The organism is Vibrio sp. HB236076, from assembly GCF_040957575.1.
GTDB lineage: Bacteria > Pseudomonadota > Gammaproteobacteria > Enterobacterales > Vibrionaceae > Vibrio.
This window is the reverse complement of record NZ_CP162602.1, coordinates 736,954-757,679: the sequence shown is the minus strand read 5'-3', so window position 1 is coordinate 757,679 and position 20,726 is coordinate 736,954. Positions and strand designations below refer to the sequence as shown.

The window sequence follows — 20,726 nt, the reverse complement described above, 5'->3', positions numbered from 1 at the left end:
TTTGTCCACTTCAAGCCGTGTGATCTGGCCGTCGATGTTTTAATGGCTTTTTTAAGCCAACCAATATCAATTCTTGTCGCGGTAATGGCCTACCGGATGCCACCGCCAACACAATCGCGCTATCTAAAGGCACACTTAAAATCATATCAAGCCCCTTTAAACTCGTTTCGGATAAGCCCAACAAAGTCAGAGCCACCGCATCGATCACGCCGCCATCGTCAATGGTCGCCATTAGCATTTCATAATGGCTTAGCACCGACTAGCATTAATACATACCGGTTTTTTGTGGGCGACGAAATGACGAATTTGTTATTTGTCTATTCGGCGCAGTTATTAGCTAAATACGCTTTTCATACACAAACGAGAGTACGTATAAAATATAAACGTTGCCCTAACTCATTGTTACATAGCGTGTATTTCCGTATGGAATTTTTGTTACCGGGTCACGAAAGTTAATGATTGTGATGGTCTCGTTGTTGATTTACGTACACAAAGAACTAGTTATAGTGCTTTAGGTCACAATGTTATGTGACAGATAATAAATAAGCCAGCAATATCGCTATCACTGGCTTATTGACTTTAAGATGGAGACTTTTCAGCCGCCTCTTCTCTTAACTTTTCAGCAACCATCTGAATTGCTTCTGAGGTACTGACGCCTTTAGACATCAGTTCTTGAATCCGTTCAACTGCCTTTTGTTGCTCTTCATGAGACAAGGGTGGAAAATCGTCAAACATAATAGGCCCTCTATCTATTCGGGGCTGACTATAACGATTTCACTAATAAGTAGCAAGAAAGTTCACCGATGCGCCCATAGAATTTTCGTTCGTATATTGAGCGGCCACATCCACTTCTAACAGTTTTAAAAGGTTAAGTCCGACACCGGCCGTTAACGTATCGTCCGTCTCTCTAGCCATATTATGCATATAGCCCGCCCGTAATTTGATAAAGCGGATCAAATCAAACTCAACCCCAGCACGAAGCATCTGAGTATCATCATCAATACCGATGAACTTCTTTTCTTCATTGAGATCGTAATCAATACTGGCTGTGAAATAGTCCGATACAATCCCCGCTCCCACGGTAAATAAGGGTTTCAAACTGTATTGATAATTGAGATCCCAAGTCCGTGAGCCTGCGGTTACCGTGGAGTGTTTGGTATCAATCTCATGACCAACCAAATTTTTACCCGCCAAACCAATTCGATAAGGCCCGTAAAACCACAACAGGCCGGCATCGAAATTGAGCAACGTTTCGGTTGTTGAGTTATCGATAATGTCTTCAGCATCAAAGTTTTCAAACGAAGCACCATAGCTATAGGTGTAGACTTTTTGCACTTTTGGTGTAACGCCAAAAGACATATGCTGATTGAGCACCTGACTATAACGAGCAAGAGAGACGCCCACTTCCGCAAGACCAAAAGTCAAAGATTCAACAATACTATCGTTCGCCGGATCAGAGTCATCGACCCTAGGGGTGACAAAAGATTCCGCATAGACTTTGCCGTATAACGTCGCCGCCAAATAAGAGTTGGGAATGCCGACAGCGGCAACCGCACCGAGTTCAACATTAAAACTATCACCATCAACGGCTCTTACCGCATCCTCAGCCCCCGGGTCTGAGCGGTCAATCAAATCGGCAATATCATCAATCTGATCGAGCAATTCATTTTCATCGCTAAATTGAAAACCTAAGCCAGGAGCAATCATCCCCAAGTCATCACTGCGACGGTAAATAGCCGCAATGGCAGGGTTATAAAATGGCGCGGTTAAATACGTTGCTGAAACGGTTCCGACCTCTCCCATCGCATCGCCCCTAGCCTCAACAGTATAATTGGCGGCATACAAATGACAAGGTAACAGGAGTGAAGCCCCCAAACACAACTGACGATAATTTTTCATAAACAAACCTAGTTCTGACTGATCATTTTTATATCGACAAGATTATGGTTTATTTGAAGGGCATTTACACGTTTAATTGAAAAAAGTGTGAGAGATTAATCATTTGATACGTCAAGTGTTCGACTAATGGTTTGCGAGGTTTGCAGCAAAATATCCCCTTGCCAGCGGCGATTACTCATACTGACAAACAAAACATACCTATCATTCGGTAACTTAGTCGCTTCTAATTTGGTAGGATATTGGGCATCGTAAGTTTTACTCCACACCTGTTGATAATCATCATCGACATAATCAGAGACCGTCACTTTTAGCAGCGGCAAAGGGCAATAACGGTTGGTTAAGGTTTTCTTTTCAACTTGCCAGGTGTCGTTCGAAGACCAGCGAACATAGTGCGTCGGCTCTTGATCTGACAATATGACCCAACTGCTCCATTCCGGCTGGTCGTCTGCTGAAATGGTCAAGCGATACAACCCCGGCGCTAACTTATTACTCAAGGTATAACGTTGTTGAACGTGTTGTTCATTTTCTTCGTCATCATCAAGAGTAAACAAAGTACCATCTGTTGAGATTTGAGTATTCACCCATTTTTCAAAGCGAATGCTATTGACCTTTTGATGAGATAGCACATCAATAAGTAACCGATGACTGTCATTACCGGGATATTGAACTGTCTCTCGCTGTATCGTTACGGCGTCTAACCACTCGGGCATCGCACCGTTCATCAAAGACTTGCCACAATCTTCAACCAAAGACTGGTTGAGCAGTTGATTGAGGTGGTGATTGAGACTGCCATCGTCATTGGATTGCCAAACTTCCACCATGGAATTAAACATATCCGAAAGATCGTCTTCAAGCAGATATTGATGGGCTTGAGTTAACGGGGTGTTGGATTCAAACCACTGACTATCGGCTCCAGCCATCAGTGGCTGGAGCGATAACAAACTAATAAGAATCGGGGTAACTTTCATTAGCCTTTCATCTTATAACCAACGCCGCGCAAGGTTTCGATTTCCAGACCCGGTAACTTTTGACGCAATTGCAGAACGTGAGTATCAACCGTACGCGTGGTTGGGAAGTGATTGTAACCCCATACATGGTCCAATAACTCATCTCGAGTAAACACACGGCCAAGATTGCTAGCTAAGAACAACAGCAGATCAAATTCCGTACGCGTCAAGGTGATAGACTCATCTTTGTAAAACACTTCGCGCGTGCCTTTGTCAATGATCAAATCTTCTGTGACCACGCGGTCTTTTTCATCCTGATCCGCGCTGTCTGGAGAACGTAATTGAGCACGAATTCGAGCAAAGAGCTCGGCTTCAGCAAAGGGTTTCGTCAGGTAGTCATTCGCGCCAGAATCTAGACCTGCAACCTTGTCTTTTACCGTGACTAATGCGGTAAGCAGAATAACAGGCACGTCATTGATGTTTTTCCACTCTTTCAAATGCTCAACAGAATCGCCATCAGGCAACTGGCGATCGAGCACAACAATGTCTGCTTTCGACCACAATTCAGCAACTTCAGAAATTCTCTCTGCGTGAAGGCATTCATATCCCGCCTGCTCAAGGCTCACTAATAAACCGTCAGCTAAGTTTTTGTCATCTTCAACTAAAAGCAACGTCTGTTTCACAAGGTATCTCCAAGATAAATGTTGTTGGTGGGCCGTAGAGTTTCATTTTTCCTCCCATACGGCCGACCATGGATTCCACTATGGTCAGTCCTAACCCAAGACCACTTTTACTGACAAAGGGTTTACGTAAATTCGACCAATCTTTCGCGCTTAACTGTCCTTGGTCTATGACGGAGATGGTCAGTTTGTCTGAACAGGTATCAACCTGAAGGCAAACTGGTGCGACACCATATTTCACCGCATTTCGTAATAGGTTTTCAATACAGTTGCCCAACCAATACACATTGATTCTGGCGGCAACATCATGATTTATTTTAAATTCAACTTGTCCCGGAAAGCTATCTTCTACTTTAAATTCTAACCACTCTCTGACAGAAGGCAGCCATTCCGTTGAAAATTGTTGATTATCTGACTGTAAATAGTCTTTACTTGCCTCCGCGAGTTGTCGTAATCGCCTAGAATCTTCGCATAACCGTCGAAACTCATCGTAAAGCGACTCGGGTAAATGCTCAAAATCACGACGGAACCCTTCCACCGTGAGTGACAGACTGGCGATTGGGGTTCGCAATTCATGGGTGAGAATTTGCAGCACCAGCATACGGCTGCGCAACTCTCGTTTTTTGGTATTCCAGCGATAATAGAGCCAGCCCAACACGAGTAATACGTTAGCAACGATCAATGCGATCATACTTATTTTTAAAATTTGCGATTGATCTTCAATATCCCAACAAATGTTACCCCGCTTGACAAAGCAACTGGTGTTCGCCGTTAACAGGTGCATTTGTAACCCGGCTTTTGACACGTTGCCCTGCCAGGTTTTTGCTCCGTAAATAAGGTAGTTATCACCCCTTTTTAACCACAAATCTTGACCGTCTATAAACATACTGGAACGATTTATCAAGGCGTATATCGCGTCGTTTGGCATGTTTTTTAAGCGATTTAACAACGGATCATTGTCAGGGTTACTTCTTTCTTTGACATGCATGTACTGTTCAAGCTGGCTTGCCATGTCTGGATGCGTTTGTGCGTACCGGTAGGCATAAGTCCCACCGCCTGGATGAATCAAATTACTACGAGAAAACCAACGAATAGACAGGTGAGTGCCTTTACACAAAGCGCGAGTAAACACCAACGGCTCCGTTACTAAAGGGTTTAACGGCAACTGGCCACTACAGGTCTGAGATAATTGATACAAACGCTGTATGTCACGCAACGGGTACTTCGCCGTTTGCGGCAAAGTGGAATCTGGAGAAATCAAAACCGTTGGGTATTTAGACTGTAGTACCCGAACGTCATATTCTTCTCTGGGCTGTTCTTGATTGAATAAACTGACAAATATACCAATGCGCTCAGGCAAAGAGTTTGCCCAAGCGGTTGGAATCCACAATATCGACACTACCAATGAAAACAGTAAGGTTAATTTATTCAAAACTTATACAAAAATCTGAAGAATGTAAGAATACTATACAGTATCACTTAAAAAAATGACAACCAAAGCACCAGCTTCATTGAGAGTGGTAACTAAATCCAAATAACGCCGTTATAAAGCATCGATTGCGGACTGCGATTGCTTAAAGTGAACGCTGCGCCCCAGTTCGACTAGCGGTGAACGCTTGTCTCAGCCTAAGGAATAACGCGTTTACGAGACAAAGAGTGTAAAGGCAAGTGATTCCCCTCGCCTTTACGTTACATTGGTCTTAAATACCGAACAGGTTAAGTATTCAAGAGAACATTTTTTCTCCCATCTGATCAATAAACATCTGAGATTTTTTGACCATCATATCATTGGCATCACTTTCACTGGGCAACACGTCTGAGCGAATAAAGCGATGCGTCTTTTCTTCACCATCGATGACTTTTTTAATCTCACCGGCAACGCGATATTGACCGTTCTCTGCTATCCCATCAGGAAAAATGGAAAACCCTTTATACTCGATGGCTTCAATCTCTTTTGCTGTTTCTTGAGGTGCACTGTCCTGACGACCAAACAAACGCGATAAAAATCCCACATTCACTCCTTATTTTAATGCTTTACTCACAATGGGTTTCTCAAACCATTCTAACTCGCCTTCATCTTGATAGCGAGACTGCGCGTAAACAATGGCCACCGGCTCTTCGCGCTCTCGACGACGGTCTTCGGCCAGCATGGTCTCGGCATTTTGCAAAGCAACGACAACATCTTGTTTTAGCGCGACCAGTTTGGTTTCTGGTAAGGACGACAAAAAGTCAATGTCATAACGGATATACACCGGTCTTAGCTGAGCGAGAGTTAAACAGGCTAAATCGGCCAGCTTTTCTTGATCATAACGCTCAGAGTACTGATTTTCAGCCAACTCTTGGCCAACCAACGTTTCCATGTAATTGTGTACTTCTGCATGGATCTGCATTGCACGCTCCTTTTTGTTTACCGAACACGGTGTAGCACTTGATTAGACTAGAAAAATACCCAATTTAAACTATAACTCACAATTTTATCGATGAGAAAATATTATGCCGATGCGTGACATGTGTTACAGTTATCGCGTCGTTTATTCATCGGAATTACACTTTCAATTCATGTTGTCTTTTTGCCTAACAGACTATCGTTTCAGAATAGTCGTTCCATTTATTCTCTTACTGGGTACCTTGTTCAGTATGGATCAGTGGATTGAGTTAGCACAAAACAACAAAAGCCTGGTTTTATCGATCCCTTATGCCATTTTATCGATTTGTTTGGTTTGCGGTTTTCTCTTCAAGCAGATGCGCTTCGCCTTAGTGAGCTTTGGTTTGCTGATCATCTACTACTTAATCCAAACCCGCTTACAAATTCCGTTAAACCGCGGCACCACCCTGTTAGAGCTTTCCATCCTTAGTTTTTTGCTTCCTGTCGGTTGCTTTTTGGCTTATGTCGTCGATGAAATGCATTTTACCTTTAAACAATGCCTGCTGTATTTGTCGACCCTCGCGGTCATGGCATTATGGGGCAATATCACATTGGCCTATTTTACAGAGGCGCATTTAGAGCACTGGACACAAGGGGTACTGTTTAGCATTGATAGCGTGTCAAAACTGCCCTTTGTGTTAATCTTGTACTCCATCATTATGATTGGCATCAGTGCTTTGTTTGTGATCCGCTATAATCGCATTTTTGATATTGTGATTTATGCCACGTTACTGTTTACCTCCTGTGTTTTTATCAGTTTTGATACGCCCTATATCTCGAGTGTATTTTTTACGTTACTGGCCAGTTGCTTGGTTTTTTACTTGCTCTCTTCGAGTCACGAGCTCGCCTTTATTGATTCCTTGACCAAAATAGCCAATCGGCAAGCCTTTAACTCCGATGCCGCGAGAATCGGCAAACGCTACGCCGTCGCAATGATTGACGTTGATCACTTCAAACAATTTAACGATAGATATGGCCACGATGTCGGTGACCAAGTGCTGCAACTGGTCGCCTCTCGGATTGAACAAACCCTAGATCAAGGCAAGGCCTACCGCTTTGGCGGTGAAGAATTTGTCGTTTTGTACCGCTATAAAGAGCACAACAAAATGAAGGAAAACCTTGAAGCCATTCGGCAAACCATTGAATCCTATCCCCTGACCCTACGCGACGAACACCAGCGCCCATCCCACTCGCGCGTCGGCAGTCAGCAGCGCGGACAATCGACCAAAGCCAAATCAACCACCCAAATTACCGTGAGTATTGGCGCGGCATTGTCGAAAAAACATCGTTCACTGCACGACACTCTCATTTGTGCCGATAAGGCCCTTTATCAAGCCAAACGCCGTGGTCGTAATCAGGTGATTATCGATCGCGATTGATCATCACGCCCTTCCCTGACACTCGCGTTTGCCTTGTCACGAAGTAAAAATTTGACGGCAACGCCATAAAATCAACCACAATCAGAGAAAATTCGCAATGTTTCCGTCCAATGATTGACTTTTGTTATCGACAGATTAGTATCTCGTTTTTTACACAATAGGACTGAATTATGTCTGATCAAGCGGCGCCCAATAACGATGAGACCACAGCTAGCTCTCAAGTAGACCTTGCTTCTCTTTCCCCTGAGCTTCAACAAGTGATTGCATTTGAAGAGGTTCCACAAGAAATGCTGGCCATGGTTGAATCCATCCACAATGTCTCACAAGAAACCGTGTTGGACTCTTGGAATTCATTACCTGCCAGCGCTCAAAACATCGTTGATAGCTTTGAGCAGTTTCACGCTCTGGTCTCCGTAAGCCAAGCGTTTGCCGGTGTCAGTGCCCTACAGTCTTTTGAAGGCATGCAAGCACCGCAAGGCACTTCAACCGAAGAACAAGAAAACTACAAGGCGCAGATGCTTGACCAAATCCTATACAACTGCGTGAAAGATATGGTCAAACAGCTCAAAAAAGCCCGCCGTGACCCAATTTTGAAAAAAGAATTCCAGCAAGTGTTCGCACGCTAGTCCGACATTCCCCGGCTTTTTTAGAGGGGAATAGGCTTGGCGCTTTTCCTTTAGAACAGCGCCAAAGCCTCACTTCAGTTTGATACAAATCGAGTATTCACAATAAACCCTTTCAATTTCATACCATTTTTCTGCTTTTTTTGTACAATCTAATCAGGAATTTATTTGTGGAGATAGCATGAAGCAGCTCATGACACGAATGTTGGTTACAGCATTACTAGGGATGATGGCCTTACCTGCCCTGGCCAACAACTTTAATTACAATCAGTTTGAGATCCGCGTGGGATCAAGCCCAGGCACGCTCGGCGCAGAATTGATGACCTACTTCACCGAAAACACGCACTTTGTTGGCCGTTTCGACAGTCAGTTCTCTGGTGATTGGGATCTCGCTGCCGGTATGGGTTTTCAGGGGCCGGTAGGTCAATTTGCCGATATTTACGGAGAATTTCTAGTTCACAATATCAAAACCGACTGGGAAGAAGTGGCCGGGGAAGATTTTGCCAGCGAATTTAATATCGGCACACGTTTGTGGATCACGCAAGTATTTGATGCCAATTTACGCTTGGGTAAGATATTTTATGACTCAGATGATGAGCGATCTATTTTTGCCCTAGATGGCCGTTTTCATTCCAGCGATCAACTAATTGTAGGCGCGGGATTTAGAGACTACGGCGTCTATGACAATCAATTCGTCATGTTTGTCAATTTCACCTTCTAATCCATAATTAGAACAGACCTGATTGATGGCTAATTTGACTCGATAAAAAGGACCGCGTGGGTCCTTTTTTGTTGTTTGAATTGGCAGGTCTTGTGAGCTCAATGCGGCATTAATTTTTCGCAAGTGACTCGACCCTAGGTTCGCCCTGGATGTAGGTTTTTGCAACATCAACCACCGCGACATCTTTAAAGAAACTGCGACCGAGTAGCAATGGGTAAGACAAATGATTGCGATCGGTAAGGGTAAACTGCGTCAACTGCGTCGTATCACCGATGGTAATTTCCATTTCGACAATAGGACGTCGGTCTGGCTTATCACTGCTTGCTTGACGAATTTTAACCCAGCGCTTCACTGGCATCTCAATCACTTTCGATGAAACATCGTCGTGATCAATTTGGAATTTCACCCAATCTTTACCATCTCGCTCAAAGTCTTGAATATTCACCGCACTGATTGACGACGTGGTCGCGCCAGTATCAACACGAGAATCGAGGGTTTGATCTATCTTAGTCACCCACACTTTTTCTTTTGAGCCTAGGATGAGCTTACCTGAAGAGGTTTTCTTTTCTTCTAAGGTGACTTCTTGACGGTCTTTTTCCGCGCTGGCTTGACTGGCCGGCTTAGCGGTATCTGAGCCCGGAGTAGCACAAGCAGCCAGTGCTGAAGTCATTAAAACAGTCAAAAACCATTTACCTTGAATCATCTATATCACCTAACAGTTGTTGAACATAATGCGTTATCTACTGCTTAATTTTGACAACTCCTGATGATAAATCAAATTTTTACGCCAGCTTTAACCAAGCTATTACACAAATAAGGGGTTTTTACGCCTGGCTGTCATTTTTTCTCCTCATTCACGCCACAGAATTGGCCAATCAGGCGGTAAGCATTGTTTTACAAACATTTTGTAACAGTTAGCGACCATTTTAAGCGCATTCAGCGCCGATATGATTTGGCCTTGTGGCCACCTCGGCACGCGCTGAATCTATGGATCACTTGATTGCTTGACCCTCGCCACTTCAGGTCAGGGTCGTAAAGGGCTTGCTCAAACTTGCCATCGATAAGCACATCCAAGTACTCAATGACCGCCTTTTGTTGCTCTGAAAGCGCATCAAGGACATACCCGGTCCACACCCAAATGTCTTTACCTGGGCACTCGGCCTTCACCCGCTTTACCAAGGCGAGTATCGTGTCGATATTACTCGGGTGAAGTGGATCGCCGCCAGACAGAGAAAGCCCTTTTCTTTTTACTCGTGTATCGTTTAAATCGGCAATGATCTGCTCTTCCAATGCAATTGTGTAGGGATAACCCGAGTCAAGGCGCCAAGTGGACTGGTTGTAACAGCCCTTACATCGGTGCTCGCACCCCGACACAAACAAGGTACAACGGGTCCCTTCACCGTTAACAACGTCGATGGAGTGGTAAGAGTGGTAATTCATAATTGTTAGGCGCTCCTTAATGCGTTACAGATGCTTCACTCGGCGGCTCACTTCTTCTTGTTTACCGGCGTTAAACGGCCTTGCATCCGGACTGCCAAGATAGCCGCAAACTCTTCGCGTCACCGACACCTTCTCGGTGTCGTGATTGCCACAGCAAGGACAAACAAAGCCTTTAGAAGTGCAATTGAACTCGCCTTCAAATCCACATTCATAGCACTCATCAATCGGGGTATTGGTACCATAATAATGCACTCTATGGTAGGCGTAATCCCACACGTCTTCTAGCGCTTCAAGGTTGTTCTTCATATTCGGGAATTCAGCGTACACAATCGCACCGCCGGAAGATATCTGAGCCATCTTCATCTCAAAATCGATTTTGTCGTATGGCGTCACTTTCTTTTGTACATCGAGATGAAAACTATTGGTGTAATACCCTTTGTCGGTGACCGACTCGATAACACCAAACTTCGCCAGGTCAAGTTGACAAAAACGATGACACAAGTTTTCACTAGGGGTTGCGTATAGGCTAAAACCCCAACCGGTTTCCTCTTTCCAACGCTCAACCGCCTGTCTCAGGTAATGAAGTATCGCGGCTTGCTTTTCACGCAGTTCAACGCTATCGAACACATGCACTTTTGTGCCATACAAAATACACATCGCCTCAAAAAGCCCAATATACCCGAGGCTAATGGAGGCTCTACCGTTTGCGAAAATCGATAACACTTCATCGTCTGCGTTAAGTCTAACCCCGCATGCGCCTTCCATATAGAGAATCGGCGCCACTCTCGCTTTAACCCCACGTAAGCGATCAATGCGTGTTTCTAACGCCCTACGCGCCAGACGCAAACGCCGCTCAAGCATGTTGTAGAACTTAGCTTCATTGCCCTTTGCCTCAATGGCAATTCGCGGGAGATTAAGAGACACGACCCCAAGGTTGTTTCGGCCATCGTGTATTAGCTCACCATTTTCCTCGTAAGGGGCTAAAAAGCTGCGACACCCCATGGGCGTTTTAAAGGAGCCGGTCACCTTAACAACCTGATCGTAATTGAGGATGTCGGGATACATACGTTTAGCTGCGCACTCTAGCGCTAACTGCTTGATGTCATAGTTAACATCACCCTGTTTGTGGTTGACCCCATCGCGGATCGCGAAGACCAGTTTCGGAAAGACGGCCGTTTTTTTATTCTTCCCTAAACCTGCCATGCGATTTTTTAAGATCGATTGCTGAATCAACCGGCTCTCCCACGACGTGCCAAGACCAAAACCGAAAGTCACAAAGGGAGTCTGTCCGTTGGCGGTGTGCAGGGTATTGACTTCGTACTCGAGCGACTGGAAGGCATCGTAACAGTCCTTTTCCGTCCGCTTTTTAGCAAAGGTTTCGCCGTTGGGGATTTGCCACTCTTTGGCAAGTTGTAAATTCTTGTTAAAACTCGCACGCACGTACGGCGCCAACACCTCGTCAATTCGATTAATGGTGGTCCCGCCATAGATATGTGAGGCAACCTGAGCAATAATTTGTGCGGTCACAGCGGTGGCAGTTTGAATCGACTTTGGCGTGTCAATTTCTGCGTTGCCCATCCTAAAGCCTTGGGTCAACATATTTTTCAAGTCAACCAGCATGCAATTGAACATGGGGAAAAAAGGCGCATAGTCGAGATCGTGGTAATGCAATTCTCCCGACTCATGGGCGTGTACAATGTCTTTGGGAAGCATATAAGAGCGCGCATAGTGCTTGGCGACAATACCAGCCAGTAAATCCCTCTGCGTCGGAATGACCTTACCATCTTTATTGGCGTTCTCATTGAGCAAATCGGCGTTACTCTGTTCGACTAAGCCGCGAATTTCGCTATTGAGGCGGCTTTTCTTTTCACGAGCAATATCGCGGTCATGACGGTATTCAATATACGCTTTCGCGACCTGACTGTTGCACTCCATCAAAGCCTGTTCAATGAATTCTTGGATAGTTGCAATGGAGACTTGCGTGTATTGATACAAATCCTGACATACGTGGCAAGTCACGTGTTCGGCAAGGCCTAGCTCTGGGTCACCGACTGCTTCTGAGGCTGCCAAGATCGCCTGAAAGATCCGCTCGCGTTTAAAAGAAGTGAGGGTGCCATCGCGCTTGATCACTTCAATGTGATGCATGGGCGGATGACGTGGGGAGGATTGAGAACTTAGCGAGCATACACGTTGTGACATAATTTTCTCTTGATCGACGTTGGCAGTAAAAAGCTGAACCTTAAATTCTAGATATAGTGTTAAACGACAAAAAAAACACTATATGAAGTATTTCACAGCCAAGAAGCAACGCCTTTGATCTTTATCAAGTCCGCAGATTAGCGCGGTTTATTTTTCACAAATAAAATCACCAAAATACGTTCAAGAACACGACGAAGACGTCAACAGCGATTCGACTTTACTGCTAAGGCCCATACCAAACGCCATCGACACGATAAAGACGACTATCGATGGCTCTAAACTTAGTGCCAAGGTTAATGCTGGGCCCGGACAAAGACCAATAAGCCCCCAACCGATGCCAAACACAGCAGATCCGAGCCATAATTTCCACTCTAGGCGACCTTGGGTATGGCAAGTCAAGGGTTCACCCAATACACTATGGCTTTGCGACTTAATCACCCCATGGTAGATCGGAATAAAAACCGCTAAAGCCCCGATAATGACCAAAGCTAAACGGGGATTCCAATCCCCTGTTATGTCTAAAAACCCCAATATTTTTAGAGGATTGATCATATCTGACACCACCAGCCCAGCTGCAAATAAAGCGCCACACATTGCCGCTATCAGTAAAAAGATGACTCGATTCATTGAGGCTTCCTTATTGCTCATGAGTTAGATGTTAGATTGATGATGTGTTCGTTGGCTAAAGTCTGATGTGTGACTGTATCCACACGGTGAGCGCCGCCGTGGTAATAAAAACCACCGTGGCGATGATTGAGCGCTTAGATAAACGCCCGACGCCACAAACCGCATGACCACTGGTGCATCCGTTGGCGAGCTTTGTCCCCATACCGACAAACAGTCCCGCCAGTGCCCAAAGCCAGATCGGTTTGCTTGGCAGGAATGGGTCCGATGAAGATTGGTCAAACAGAGGAACTTGCCACTGCCCCTCACTCATGGTCATTAATATTGCCCCTGTTATCATCATAGCGGCAACAAAAACCAAGCACCAGGTTTTCTCCTTACCCGTGTGGCTTGAACTCAGTACCCCCCGATAAAAAATGCCACTGATACCGGCTATTTTGCCATTAAACAGCAAAAGCACCGCCGCACTTAAGCCAATCAAGCCGCCCCCAATAAGTTCATCGATACCATACATGACGCTTTTCCCCTCTTCGCCAACCACTAAGCCCTAGCACTAAAAGCACGAACATCAACACCAACTAAATTAGAAGTTACTAATATAATGAGACCTATTGGTAAAAGCAAAAATTTTTATACGATATTGTATAAAAGAACAGCAATCAGTCTGTTAAGCCATTGACCTAAGTTAGAAAAAAAAGTAAATTACTTGCCATCGGACTGTAGCGCAGCTTGGTAGCGCACCGTCATGGGGTGTCGGGGGTCGGAGGTTCAAATCCTCTCAGTCCGACCATTACACCTAAAAAAACCAGCCTTCGGGCTGGTTTTTTGCTTTTTACGTCTCGATATTTCTTCAATCGGCACTTATACCAATCTAACTAATATCTGGTCACCCTAACGGGTTAAAAACTCGATAACACCGTTAAGCATCTAACCTGTAGAATGACGAATAAGATTGCGTTCTTGATAAGAAAAGGCTTACCTTGTTCTCAAGCTTGTTCCTTCGCCATCATTGCTCACAGACTTAACCAGATTGAGATTAATCCCCGTATTCACTGTTCACATACTGCTCTAGCTCGCCTTTAACCCTAAAATATTCCACTTCTGACAAGGTGGCTTGGAAGTCCCCTTCAAACGTTTGGTCTTCTCCCTTATAGAGCGTCAAGTAATGAAACTCGGGATGATTGAGATCTAAGCGCAAACTCTGTTCAAAAAACGTAATTCGGCTAATACTCTGTAAGCTAAGGTAAGTATTATTGTCCAATCTTAAAAATCGTTTCACGTTATCACTCCTGTTTACACTCTGTACGGCCTTTGTTGCAACGACTTGAGTATGGCAGATTGACACTGACAGACATTGATCCCAGTCTCAAACTCAGCAGCACAAAAAAGCCGAATGCACAACGCATTCGGCTTAGTGGGATTTCAATCAATTAAAATAGGTGTCTTAGGCGCTCAACGACGCCATATCGATGACAAATCGGTGCGCGTGATCGCCTGATTTTAATTGCTCAAACGCTTGGTTGATCTCATCCATCTTAATGATTTGACACTCTGGGTACACATCGTGCTCGGCACAAAACTCCAATAACTCTTGGGTTTCTTTAATACCACCGATCAAAGAGCCGGCCACACGGCGACGACCAAGAACCATAGGAACTGTCATCGGCTCTTCAAGAGGACCAATCTGACCGACAATGACCAAAGTACCGTCAACATCAAGCAGCGGCAAATAAGGGTTGATGTCGTGTTTGGTGGGTACGGTATCCAAAATCAAATCAAAGCCATTGTGAGCGGTGGCCAACGCCTCTTCGTCCGTACTGGCCAAAATGCCTTTCGCGCCCAGGGCCAGGGCTTGCTTCTCTTTTGACTTAGTACGACTGATCACTGTGACTTCAGCGCCCATTGCCACGGCAATTTTTACCGCCATATGCCCCAAACCACCAAGGCCAATGACGCCCACTCGAGAGCCTTTGGTGATATTCCATTGGCGCAGTGGTGAATAGGTCGTGATCCCCGCACACAAAATAGGGGCAGCGCGGCTCATGTCCATTGCGTCAGGAATGCGAACAACAAATTCCTCACGTACGACAATGTGCTTAGAATAGCCCCCTTGAGTGATGGTGCCATCTTGGCGATCCGGTGCACCGTAAGTCATGGTTGGACCTTGACGACAGTATTGCTCTTCGCCGTGATCACATTGATCACACTGCTGACAACTGTCCACCATACACCCAACGGCCACTTTATCGCCCACGCGATAGGTACTGACTTCAGAGCCGACAGCGGTCACCAAACCCACGATTTCATGACCTGGGATTAACGGGTAAGACTGGGGCCCCCAATCGCCATTAACCGTATGCAAATCACTGTGACAAACCCCACTGTAAGTAATTTCAATCGCCACATCATTGCTGCGCAATTCACGACGTTCGAAATGATAAGGGGCTAAAGCCTCGTTTTCACTGTGTGCTGCATAACCAACTGTTTTCATGAGTGTAATCCTCTTTTATGAAAGTACGTTACCAGTATACACACAATAACGAGATATAGATCACATAAAAATGTCATGTTTTAAAAAATACCGGTAATCACGCAATAGGACAGTCTATAACACCGCTTTCCAAGCCGATTCAGGCAATAAATAGGTGCCCGCAGGTGATTGCGCTCCCTCAGTGAAAATAAAGCCTAATCCCGCCACCATCACGGCGAGGGTGACATCAAAAGCATTCAAACTGTCGCCATATCCCGCGGTTAAATTGACCATAGACCCATCGGCAAGTAAGAAAATGCTTTTCTCGCCAAGCTGATAACAATCCACATAAGGCAGCGGCTGACTGTGCTTAGCCAAACGTTTTAAGAAGCTCACCTCAATCTCTTTGGCCACATGACCGACATTGAGGATAAACACCCCAGATTGAACCGCTTCAAGATGGCGAGCCTGAATCACACCTTCTGCGCCGGTCGCAGTGGCAATCACATCGACGTTACCCATCACCTCGTCTAATTCAACCACAGGCCAACCATCGTATTGCGCTTGTAATACTCGACCCGGGTCTTTTTCGGCAATCATCACTTGACCGCCATACGCCCTGGCCGACGCTGCCACGCCTTGCCCCACCAAGCCATAGCCGATAACCAAAACCTTTTTTTCGTGTAAGGTTAGATGCGTGGTTTGAAAAAAGGTATGCCAAGCGGTTAAGCCGACCATATGACGATTGTGCAGGCCTTCTTTCACCGGTAAATCATCCCAATTAAAGATGGGATAAGCCGGCACTTGCCCAGCCAAACGTGTCACCCCAGAACCGGTCGCTTCGAGCCCAGCGCGAATGTGATGTTGCCCCTTGGTTTGGTTTAAACGGGTGGTCAAATCGGCGCCCATCTCACACAAGTGGGTGGGTTGCCAGGCTAACGCGCGATCAAATGACTCTTGCCACTCTTGCTCAGACATATTTCGCCACGCGTGAGCCTTCGCGCCATGGGCCACCAAATACGCAACCACCTCATCTTGTACTGTGGTCGGATTACAGGTGGTTAAAAAAACCTCGGCGCCCTTGTCCATGATCCCTTTGACCAAGGGAGCCATTTTTAAATCAAGGTGCATATTACAAGCAAGTCGCACACCAGAGAGATCAGGCAAACTTGCCAATGCCGCTTGCATTTTAACCATGTGAAGCTTAGCCCACTCTAATTCGGCGTTGAACGCGTGACTCATTATTATTTCCTTATTTGTGACTGTCTTGTTTTCTCGGTCTTGTTTTCTCGCGCTTTTTGCGAGGGCCTTCCCTGTTAAGTGACCCTGTCACCAAAGCTAAGTAGTTTGTTTTTCTAGAGAATAAACTCACTCTACGTACAATAAAGGTTTTTTCGTTAAAAAAGAACCACCGCCAGGTAAAACGACAGCTCGCTTGAGAAGTGCGAAGCAACGAACGGGTGAAGCGAAATAATAAATGGTAAACCGAACTAATAAAAAAGCCGTGGAGAGTCTCTCTCACACGGCTTACTGAGGTCATTGGGGTTGAAACGGTGGCCATGTCGCTGGCTTTGATGACAGTCTCAGCGAGACTTGCGGTTAATTTCCCCTGGCCAGAACCTCAAAACCCTTATTGCGCTCTGAGTTTTTGCCAATACATTTCATAGATTGCCAAGGCATCAGGACCGACATCGTTGAGGAACTCACCGCGTTTCATGTCCTGCTGCGAAGGGTAGATCGTGGGGTTATTTTTCAACTCATCACTGAGTAACGCACGACCGCCTTTTGTGGCTGACGCATAACCTAAACTGGTGACGATCTCCGCTTGTTGCTTGGGCTCATACATAAAGTTGATAAATTGATGCGCCAACGCTTTGTGCTTACTGCCTGAAGGAATGGTAAAATTATCCATCCACAAACCAGCGCCTTCCATCGGCATCACAAAAGCGAGCTCTGGCATTTCTTGTTGACCTTGGTAGGCATTGCCATTCCACTGCATGCCAATCGTCACATCACCGGCCAAGTAAGGCATTTGCGGCGCATCGGAATTATACACCAACACATTGTCTTTTAGCGCCACGAGCGATTGATAGGCCTGCTCAATTTCTTTGCTATCACGAGAGTTCACACTGTGGCCGTTGAGCTTGAGCGCCATACCAAAGACATCGCGAATGTCATCAATCAACATCACTTGCTGCGCGTATTCTGGCTTCCACAATTCAGACCAATGGGTGACCGGCGTCTCTATGATACTGGCGTTATAGCTGATCCCGGTCGCGCCCCAAATATAAGGTAGCGAGTAATCGTTTTTGGGATCATGCGCTTGGCCAAGCAAACCGTCCATTGTGTCTTGCATATTGGGAATTTGGCTATGGTCTAACGTCGACAACAACCCTTCACGAGCCATTTTCTCAATAAAGTAAGCAGAGGCAAATACCACGTCATAGCCTGAGCCTTTGAGCAATTTTAGCTTGGTATACATGGACTCATTACTTTCGAATGTCGAGTAGTTAATGGTGACCCCATTTTGTTTTTCGAACGCTTTTAGAGAAGCCTCCGGCAAATACCCGCCCCAAGCATAAACGTTCAACACTTCATTTTTCGCCTGTGAGCCCGCTGAAAACACTAAGGAACTCGCCAATAAGCCTGTTACCCACACATTCATTAATTTATTGTCCATATAAGCCAGCACCGCGCTGGGTTCGAATGCATATTAGGGTAAACGTCAACTTTGAAAAGCAAAAAAAATTTGTCTTGACGATACGAAACGCTAATCAAAAAAGCCTTATTTTGTTACCGATAACGGCGCGTATTGGCTGAGAAACTGACCGACTTTGTCGATGTACTCATCGCTAACAAACGCCGGGTCGTGATGACCAGCCCCTTCGATATAGATGCTGCGATGAACAACGCCGTTTTTCGATAACAAGGCACTAAACAACTGGCTTTGGCTGACCGGCACCACTTGATCCTTGTCACCGTGTAAAATCATCATCGGCGGTGTGTGCCAATCGAGGTAATGCGTCACCGAAGCCTGCTTCGCTAATTCAGGATTGAGACGTGGCGATACCCCGAGTAATTGCGCCTGCTCTGAATTGGGCGCATCAAAGTCCACTTTTTCACTGCGACCTTTCAGCGACGGCAAATCCATCACCCCATAATAATCCACGGCCGCCACCACTTGATAACGCGGCGCTTTGCCTGCCAAAAAGAAACTCGCGTCCGGATCGTTATTGGCGGTGGTCAGCAAGGACGCCAAATACGCACCACTGCCAGCCCCCATCAAGACCACCTTTTCGCGGTCAATACCCAGAGTTTTCGCCTGCTTGAGCACATGGTTAATAGCATCATTGACATCGACAACAGGAATGGGAAATAAAGCATCATAACCATAGCGATAATCGACTTTGGCTATCGGATAACCTTGCTGAGTTAACGCGTCGAACAAAGGGGAAAAATCGAGCGCTTCACCGGTGGACTGCAAGTATTGAGACTCGTTGTTCACCCACACGACCAAAGGGCCTTGAGTCTGATGATTGACCGCAGGCAACAACTCAACTTCAAGGGCTTGGCCATCGGAGGTGGTTTTATATTCGATACTTTGTGGCTGTGACGACGAGCCTGTCAATGCACTACACCCGGCCAGCGCCGTGGCAAAGGTAACAAAGAAAGCGGTCAAAATAGGGTTTGGCATCATGGCATCCTGTTGGTAAAAATAGCTAGGGTAATTAACTCCGAAACACAAGTACAATTGAGTTTCACCGTCATCTAGAGTATTAAACCACAATCTAGTCAAACAGTTCCCTTCAAAGCCATTATCCGGTGACAATATGGAAACAGACTTGCCAATTACACACTGCTCAATACAATAGAAGCAAAGTAAATCAACTGATTGAGAAATTCATGAGCCAATTTATTAGCCGTTGCCCCCACTGCAAAGCCAACAACCGTTTACCGTTAGACAAAGTCTCTGAAAGCGCTAAGTGCGGAAAGTGCCAAGGCGCTTTACTCGATGGCGCTCCTATTGAGGGCACCGAGCAAAACCTCACCGCCTTGCTGGCATCGGATCGGCCGGTTGTGATCGATTTTTGGGCTCCTTGGTGTAACCCATGCGTCGGTTTTGCCCCTGTGTTTAGTGATGTGGCGAGTGAACGTGCCGGCCAGGTGCGATGTGTCAAAGTCGATACCGAGGCCCAGCAAGCGATTGCCGCCCAATATCGAATTCGCAGTATCCCGACAGTCATGGTTTTTAAAGCAGGGAAGATGGTCGACCAAATCAATGGCGCTCTGCCTAAGTCGCAATTTGACCAATGGTTAAATCAAGCGTTAAGCAAGTAACGTTTGTCGCCAGTACCGTTTAAGGCCAGTACCCATTTTAAAGCCACTGGCACGCCGGTACTGGCACACTGCCCTCTAGCCAATCTCGACCCTCTCGCTGATCACGACAACATCGCACACCTTGACCACAACCCGCTTTGTTAATGATCATGGTAAACGTATGCGTTACCGCGTCACTAAAATGACCAACAGACACAAGAACGATCAAAAAACGGGCGACGCCATCGGTCATTTGAATGACTGAACGGATGATTGGGCAGTTTATGGCGTCGAACGCTGTCGAGGGCAATCGGCACACAAGGGGTGATCGCCACACTGGTAAACCAAACAGCAACTGGTGCGGGTGTAATTGGCTTGCTCATCGATGACCGACAGTTGCGACAAAACCTGAGTGGGTAAATCGCAAGCCGTTAGCCACTGCGTTAACCAATGGCGCAATGGTTGTTGGGCGCGGTGAGGCTGTGCAGACCAAAGCTGTACACTGTATTGAACTAAGGTGTCGGCGAGCAGGTAGCGACAAAAGCCAGGACGGATCCTCAGATATGGGCTGAGCGCTTGCTGATAACGCACTGATAATTGTGCCAACTGCTGACCGGTTTGCGCTATCGCCTGTGACACCGTGTCAGTATCGACAACATCAATATCGCTAAAACCGGCAATGTAATCGCGCTGTACCCGCTGCCCAAAGCGCGCAAAATTTAGCCCTTTTCCACAACCGTGAACACTGAGCAAAGCCAAATAAACGGGTTGCCAACACAAAAGCCCCCACGTGCGCGTCAACCAATACGCCGCGCCGGCCTCGGGCTGTGAATCTTTGACCCGCTGATACAACAACGCGGCGGTTTCTCCATCCTCAGCACTGAGCCAGTCGCCATCGTCTTCCACGTTCGATGTGTCACGATCGAGTCGCTTGAGGTAAGGCGTGACACTGTCACACAAGGCATCCAGGTTTGCCAAGTGATCTTGATTGACCGTCATAGC

At 46.1% G+C, this 20,726-nt stretch carries 24 protein-coding genes and 1 tRNA gene; 5 read left to right on the top strand and 20 right to left on the bottom strand.

Features of this window, described 5'->3' with window-relative positions:
* Nucleotides 1-10: 10 nt before the first annotated feature.
* From AB0763_RS16740 to AB0763_RS16705, 8 genes are all read right to left on the bottom strand, one after another.
* Nucleotides 11-232 carry a hypothetical protein gene (locus AB0763_RS16740; protein WP_306099589.1) on the bottom strand — a complete coding sequence of 74 codons (222 nt, stop codon included), beginning with the start codon at nt 230-232 and terminating at the stop codon, nt 11-13.
* A gap of 347 nt (nt 233-579) precedes the next feature.
* Nucleotides 580-735: a YoaH family protein gene (locus tag AB0763_RS16735; protein WP_306099588.1), complete on the bottom strand. Its 156-nt coding sequence runs from the start codon at nt 733-735 to the stop codon at nt 580-582.
* A 42-nt stretch (nt 736-777) separates the two neighbouring features.
* Nucleotides 778-1,899 (bottom strand): conjugal transfer protein TraF, encoded by a 1,122-nt coding sequence (traF, locus tag AB0763_RS16730; protein WP_306099587.1) that lies wholly within the window; start codon nt 1,897-1,899, stop codon nt 778-780.
* A gap of 95 nt (nt 1,900-1,994) precedes the next feature.
* Nucleotides 1,995-2,867, bottom strand: coding sequence for a DUF2861 family protein (locus tag AB0763_RS16725; RefSeq protein ID WP_306099586.1), 873 nt, complete (start codon nt 2,865-2,867; stop codon nt 1,995-1,997).
* Nucleotides 2,867-3,529, bottom strand: a complete 663-nt coding sequence (gene vxrB / locus AB0763_RS16720) for a response regulator transcription factor VxrB (protein ID WP_306099585.1) — start codon at nt 3,527-3,529, stop codon at nt 2,867-2,869. Before vxrB ends, AB0763_RS16725 begins: the two co-directional genes overlap by 1 nt.
* Nucleotides 3,504-4,940 carry a sensor histidine kinase VxrA gene (gene vxrA, locus AB0763_RS16715; RefSeq protein WP_306099905.1) on the bottom strand — a complete coding sequence of 479 codons (1,437 nt, stop codon included), beginning with the start codon at nt 4,938-4,940 and terminating at the stop codon, nt 3,504-3,506. The genes vxrB and vxrA overlap by 26 nt, the downstream gene beginning before the upstream one ends.
* 310 nt (nt 4,941-5,250) lie before the next feature.
* The gene (locus AB0763_RS16710; protein WP_306099584.1) at nt 5,251-5,538 is read right to left on the bottom strand and encodes an HlyU family transcriptional regulator; all 288 of its coding nucleotides are present in this window, start codon (nt 5,536-5,538) and stop codon (nt 5,251-5,253) included.
* 9 nt (nt 5,539-5,547) lie between these two features.
* The gene (locus AB0763_RS16705) at nt 5,548-5,916 is read right to left on the bottom strand and encodes a late competence development ComFB family protein (protein ID WP_306099583.1); all 369 of its coding nucleotides are present in this window, start codon (nt 5,914-5,916) and stop codon (nt 5,548-5,550) included.
* 103 nt (nt 5,917-6,019) lie between these two features.
* Here AB0763_RS16705 and AB0763_RS16700 point away from each other — a divergent pair, with 103 nt between their 5' ends.
* The 3 genes from AB0763_RS16700 to AB0763_RS16690 all read left to right on the top strand — a co-directional run bounded on the left by AB0763_RS16700 (nt 6,020) and on the right by AB0763_RS16690 (nt 8,674).
* On the top strand, nt 6,020-7,330 hold the full coding sequence (locus AB0763_RS16700; protein WP_306099582.1) for a GGDEF domain-containing protein: 1,311 nt from the start codon (nt 6,020-6,022) through the stop codon (nt 7,328-7,330).
* Nucleotides 7,331-7,500: 170 nt separating this feature from the next.
* Nucleotides 7,501-7,956 (top strand): DUF3069 domain-containing protein, encoded by a 456-nt coding sequence (locus AB0763_RS16695; protein ID WP_306099581.1) that lies wholly within the window; start codon nt 7,501-7,503, stop codon nt 7,954-7,956.
* Between the two features lie 178 nt (nt 7,957-8,134).
* Nucleotides 8,135-8,674: a hypothetical protein gene (locus AB0763_RS16690; protein WP_306099580.1), complete on the top strand. Its 540-nt coding sequence runs from the start codon at nt 8,135-8,137 to the stop codon at nt 8,672-8,674.
* Nucleotides 8,675-8,783: 109 nt separating this feature from the next.
* Here AB0763_RS16690 and AB0763_RS16685 read toward each other — a convergent pair whose 3' ends face one another.
* The 5 genes from AB0763_RS16685 to AB0763_RS16665 form a co-directional block, all read right to left on the bottom strand.
* Nucleotides 8,784-9,377: an ATP-dependent zinc protease gene (locus AB0763_RS16685; protein ID WP_306099579.1), complete on the bottom strand. Its 594-nt coding sequence runs from the start codon at nt 9,375-9,377 to the stop codon at nt 8,784-8,786.
* Between the two features lie 233 nt (nt 9,378-9,610).
* A complete protein-coding gene (nrdG, locus tag AB0763_RS16680; RefSeq protein WP_306099578.1) occupies nt 9,611-10,114 on the bottom strand; it encodes an anaerobic ribonucleoside-triphosphate reductase-activating protein in 504 nt (167 codons plus the stop codon).
* 24 nt (nt 10,115-10,138) lie between these two features.
* The gene (gene nrdD / locus AB0763_RS16675; RefSeq protein ID WP_306099904.1) at nt 10,139-12,259 is read right to left on the bottom strand and encodes an anaerobic ribonucleoside-triphosphate reductase; all 2,121 of its coding nucleotides are present in this window, start codon (nt 12,257-12,259) and stop codon (nt 10,139-10,141) included.
* A gap of 234 nt (nt 12,260-12,493) precedes the next feature.
* Entirely contained in the window at nt 12,494-12,940 is a 447-nt protein-coding gene (locus AB0763_RS16670) for a DUF6691 family protein (RefSeq protein ID WP_306099577.1), read from the bottom strand.
* 55 nt (nt 12,941-12,995) lie between these two features.
* Nucleotides 12,996-13,451: a YeeE/YedE family protein gene (locus tag AB0763_RS16665; RefSeq protein ID WP_306099576.1), complete on the bottom strand. Its 456-nt coding sequence runs from the start codon at nt 13,449-13,451 to the stop codon at nt 12,996-12,998.
* Nucleotides 13,452-13,650: 199 nt separating this feature from the next.
* On the opposite strand from AB0763_RS16665, the gene AB0763_RS16660 reads away from it, so the two are divergent.
* Nucleotides 13,651-13,727, top strand: a tRNA-Pro gene (locus tag AB0763_RS16660).
* 246 nt (nt 13,728-13,973) lie between these two features.
* Here AB0763_RS16660 and AB0763_RS16655 read toward each other — a convergent pair.
* The 5 genes from AB0763_RS16655 to AB0763_RS16635 form a co-directional block, all read right to left on the bottom strand.
* Nucleotides 13,974-14,216 carry a hypothetical protein gene (locus AB0763_RS16655; protein ID WP_306099575.1) on the bottom strand — a complete coding sequence of 81 codons (243 nt, stop codon included), beginning with the start codon at nt 14,214-14,216 and terminating at the stop codon, nt 13,974-13,976.
* Nucleotides 14,217-14,381: 165 nt separating this feature from the next.
* Entirely contained in the window at nt 14,382-15,428 is a 1,047-nt protein-coding gene (locus AB0763_RS16650) for an NAD(P)-dependent alcohol dehydrogenase (protein WP_306099574.1), read from the bottom strand.
* 114 nt (nt 15,429-15,542) lie between these two features.
* On the bottom strand, nt 15,543-16,604 hold the full coding sequence (locus tag AB0763_RS16645; RefSeq protein WP_368644293.1) for an adenosylhomocysteinase: 1,062 nt from the start codon (nt 16,602-16,604) through the stop codon (nt 15,543-15,545).
* Between the two features lie 433 nt (nt 16,605-17,037).
* Complete coding sequence (locus tag AB0763_RS16640) at nt 17,038-18,072, bottom strand: PotD/PotF family extracellular solute-binding protein (protein ID WP_306099903.1); 1,035 nt, start codon at nt 18,070-18,072, stop codon at nt 17,038-17,040.
* Nucleotides 18,073-18,192: 120 nt separating this feature from the next.
* Nucleotides 18,193-19,203, bottom strand: coding sequence for a prolyl oligopeptidase family serine peptidase (locus AB0763_RS16635; RefSeq protein ID WP_306099572.1), 1,011 nt, complete (start codon nt 19,201-19,203; stop codon nt 18,193-18,195).
* 107 nt (nt 19,204-19,310) lie between these two features.
* Between AB0763_RS16635 and trxC the strand changes: the two genes are divergently transcribed.
* On the top strand, nt 19,311-19,745 hold the full coding sequence (trxC, locus tag AB0763_RS16630) for a thioredoxin TrxC (RefSeq protein ID WP_306099571.1): 435 nt from the start codon (nt 19,311-19,313) through the stop codon (nt 19,743-19,745).
* Nucleotides 19,746-19,782: 37 nt separating this feature from the next.
* Here trxC and AB0763_RS16625 read toward each other — a convergent pair whose 3' ends face one another.
* Together AB0763_RS16625 and AB0763_RS16620 are read right to left on the bottom strand one after the other, a co-directional pair.
* Nucleotides 19,783-19,977 (bottom strand): hypothetical protein, encoded by a 195-nt coding sequence (locus AB0763_RS16625; protein WP_306099570.1) that lies wholly within the window; start codon nt 19,975-19,977, stop codon nt 19,783-19,785.
* Nucleotides 19,978-20,006: 29 nt separating this feature from the next.
* Nucleotides 20,007-20,723, bottom strand: coding sequence for a siderophore ferric iron reductase (locus tag AB0763_RS16620; protein ID WP_306099569.1), 717 nt, complete (start codon nt 20,721-20,723; stop codon nt 20,007-20,009).
* Between the last annotated feature and the right edge of the window lie 3 nt (nt 20,724-20,726).

Excerpts from the sequence above, each read along its gene's own strand:
- AB0763_RS16645 (WP_368644293.1), bottom strand. The coding sequence starts at position 16,604 with ATGGTTAAAATGCAAGCGGCATTGGCAAGTTTGCCTGATCTCTCTGGT.
- AB0763_RS16685 (WP_306099579.1), bottom strand. The coding sequence starts at position 9,377 with ATGATTCAAGGTAAATGGTTTTTGACTGTTTTAATGACTTCAGCACTG.
- AB0763_RS16740 (WP_306099589.1), bottom strand. The coding sequence starts at position 232 with ATGGCGACCATTGACGATGGCGGCGTGATCGATGCGGTGGCTCTGACT.
- AB0763_RS16665 (WP_306099576.1), bottom strand. The coding sequence starts at position 13,451 with ATGTATGGTATCGATGAACTTATTGGGGGCGGCTTGATTGGCTTAAGT.
- AB0763_RS16640 (WP_306099903.1), bottom strand. The coding sequence starts at position 18,072 with ATGAATGTGTGGGTAACAGGCTTATTGGCGAGTTCCTTAGTGTTTTCA.
- traF (WP_306099587.1), bottom strand. The coding sequence starts at position 1,899 with ATGAAAAATTATCGTCAGTTGTGTTTGGGGGCTTCACTCCTGTTACCT.
- trxC (WP_306099571.1), top strand. The coding sequence starts at position 19,311 with ATGAGCCAATTTATTAGCCGTTGCCCCCACTGCAAAGCCAACAACCGT.
- AB0763_RS16695 (WP_306099581.1), top strand. The coding sequence starts at position 7,501 with ATGTCTGATCAAGCGGCGCCCAATAACGATGAGACCACAGCTAGCTCT.
- nrdG (WP_306099578.1), bottom strand. The coding sequence starts at position 10,114 with ATGAATTACCACTCTTACCACTCCATCGACGTTGTTAACGGTGAAGGG.
- AB0763_RS16670 (WP_306099577.1), bottom strand. The coding sequence starts at position 12,940 with ATGAATCGAGTCATCTTTTTACTGATAGCGGCAATGTGTGGCGCTTTA.
- AB0763_RS16705 (WP_306099583.1), bottom strand. The coding sequence starts at position 5,916 with ATGCAGATCCATGCAGAAGTACACAATTACATGGAAACGTTGGTTGGC.
- AB0763_RS16650 (WP_306099574.1), bottom strand. The coding sequence starts at position 15,428 with ATGAAAACAGTTGGTTATGCAGCACACAGTGAAAACGAGGCTTTAGCC.
- AB0763_RS16725 (WP_306099586.1), bottom strand. The coding sequence starts at position 2,867 with ATGAAAGTTACCCCGATTCTTATTAGTTTGTTATCGCTCCAGCCACTG.
- AB0763_RS16735 (WP_306099588.1), bottom strand. The coding sequence starts at position 735 with ATGTTTGACGATTTTCCACCCTTGTCTCATGAAGAGCAACAAAAGGCA.
- AB0763_RS16690 (WP_306099580.1), top strand. The coding sequence starts at position 8,135 with ATGAAGCAGCTCATGACACGAATGTTGGTTACAGCATTACTAGGGATG.
- AB0763_RS16700 (WP_306099582.1), top strand. The coding sequence starts at position 6,020 with ATGCCGATGCGTGACATGTGTTACAGTTATCGCGTCGTTTATTCATCG.
- nrdD (WP_306099904.1), bottom strand. The coding sequence starts at position 12,259 with ATGCATCACATTGAAGTGATCAAGCGCGATGGCACCCTCACTTCTTTT.
- AB0763_RS16620 (WP_306099569.1), bottom strand. The coding sequence starts at position 20,723 with ATGACGGTCAATCAAGATCACTTGGCAAACCTGGATGCCTTGTGTGAC.
- AB0763_RS16625 (WP_306099570.1), bottom strand. The coding sequence starts at position 19,977 with ATGACCGATGGCGTCGCCCGTTTTTTGATCGTTCTTGTGTCTGTTGGT.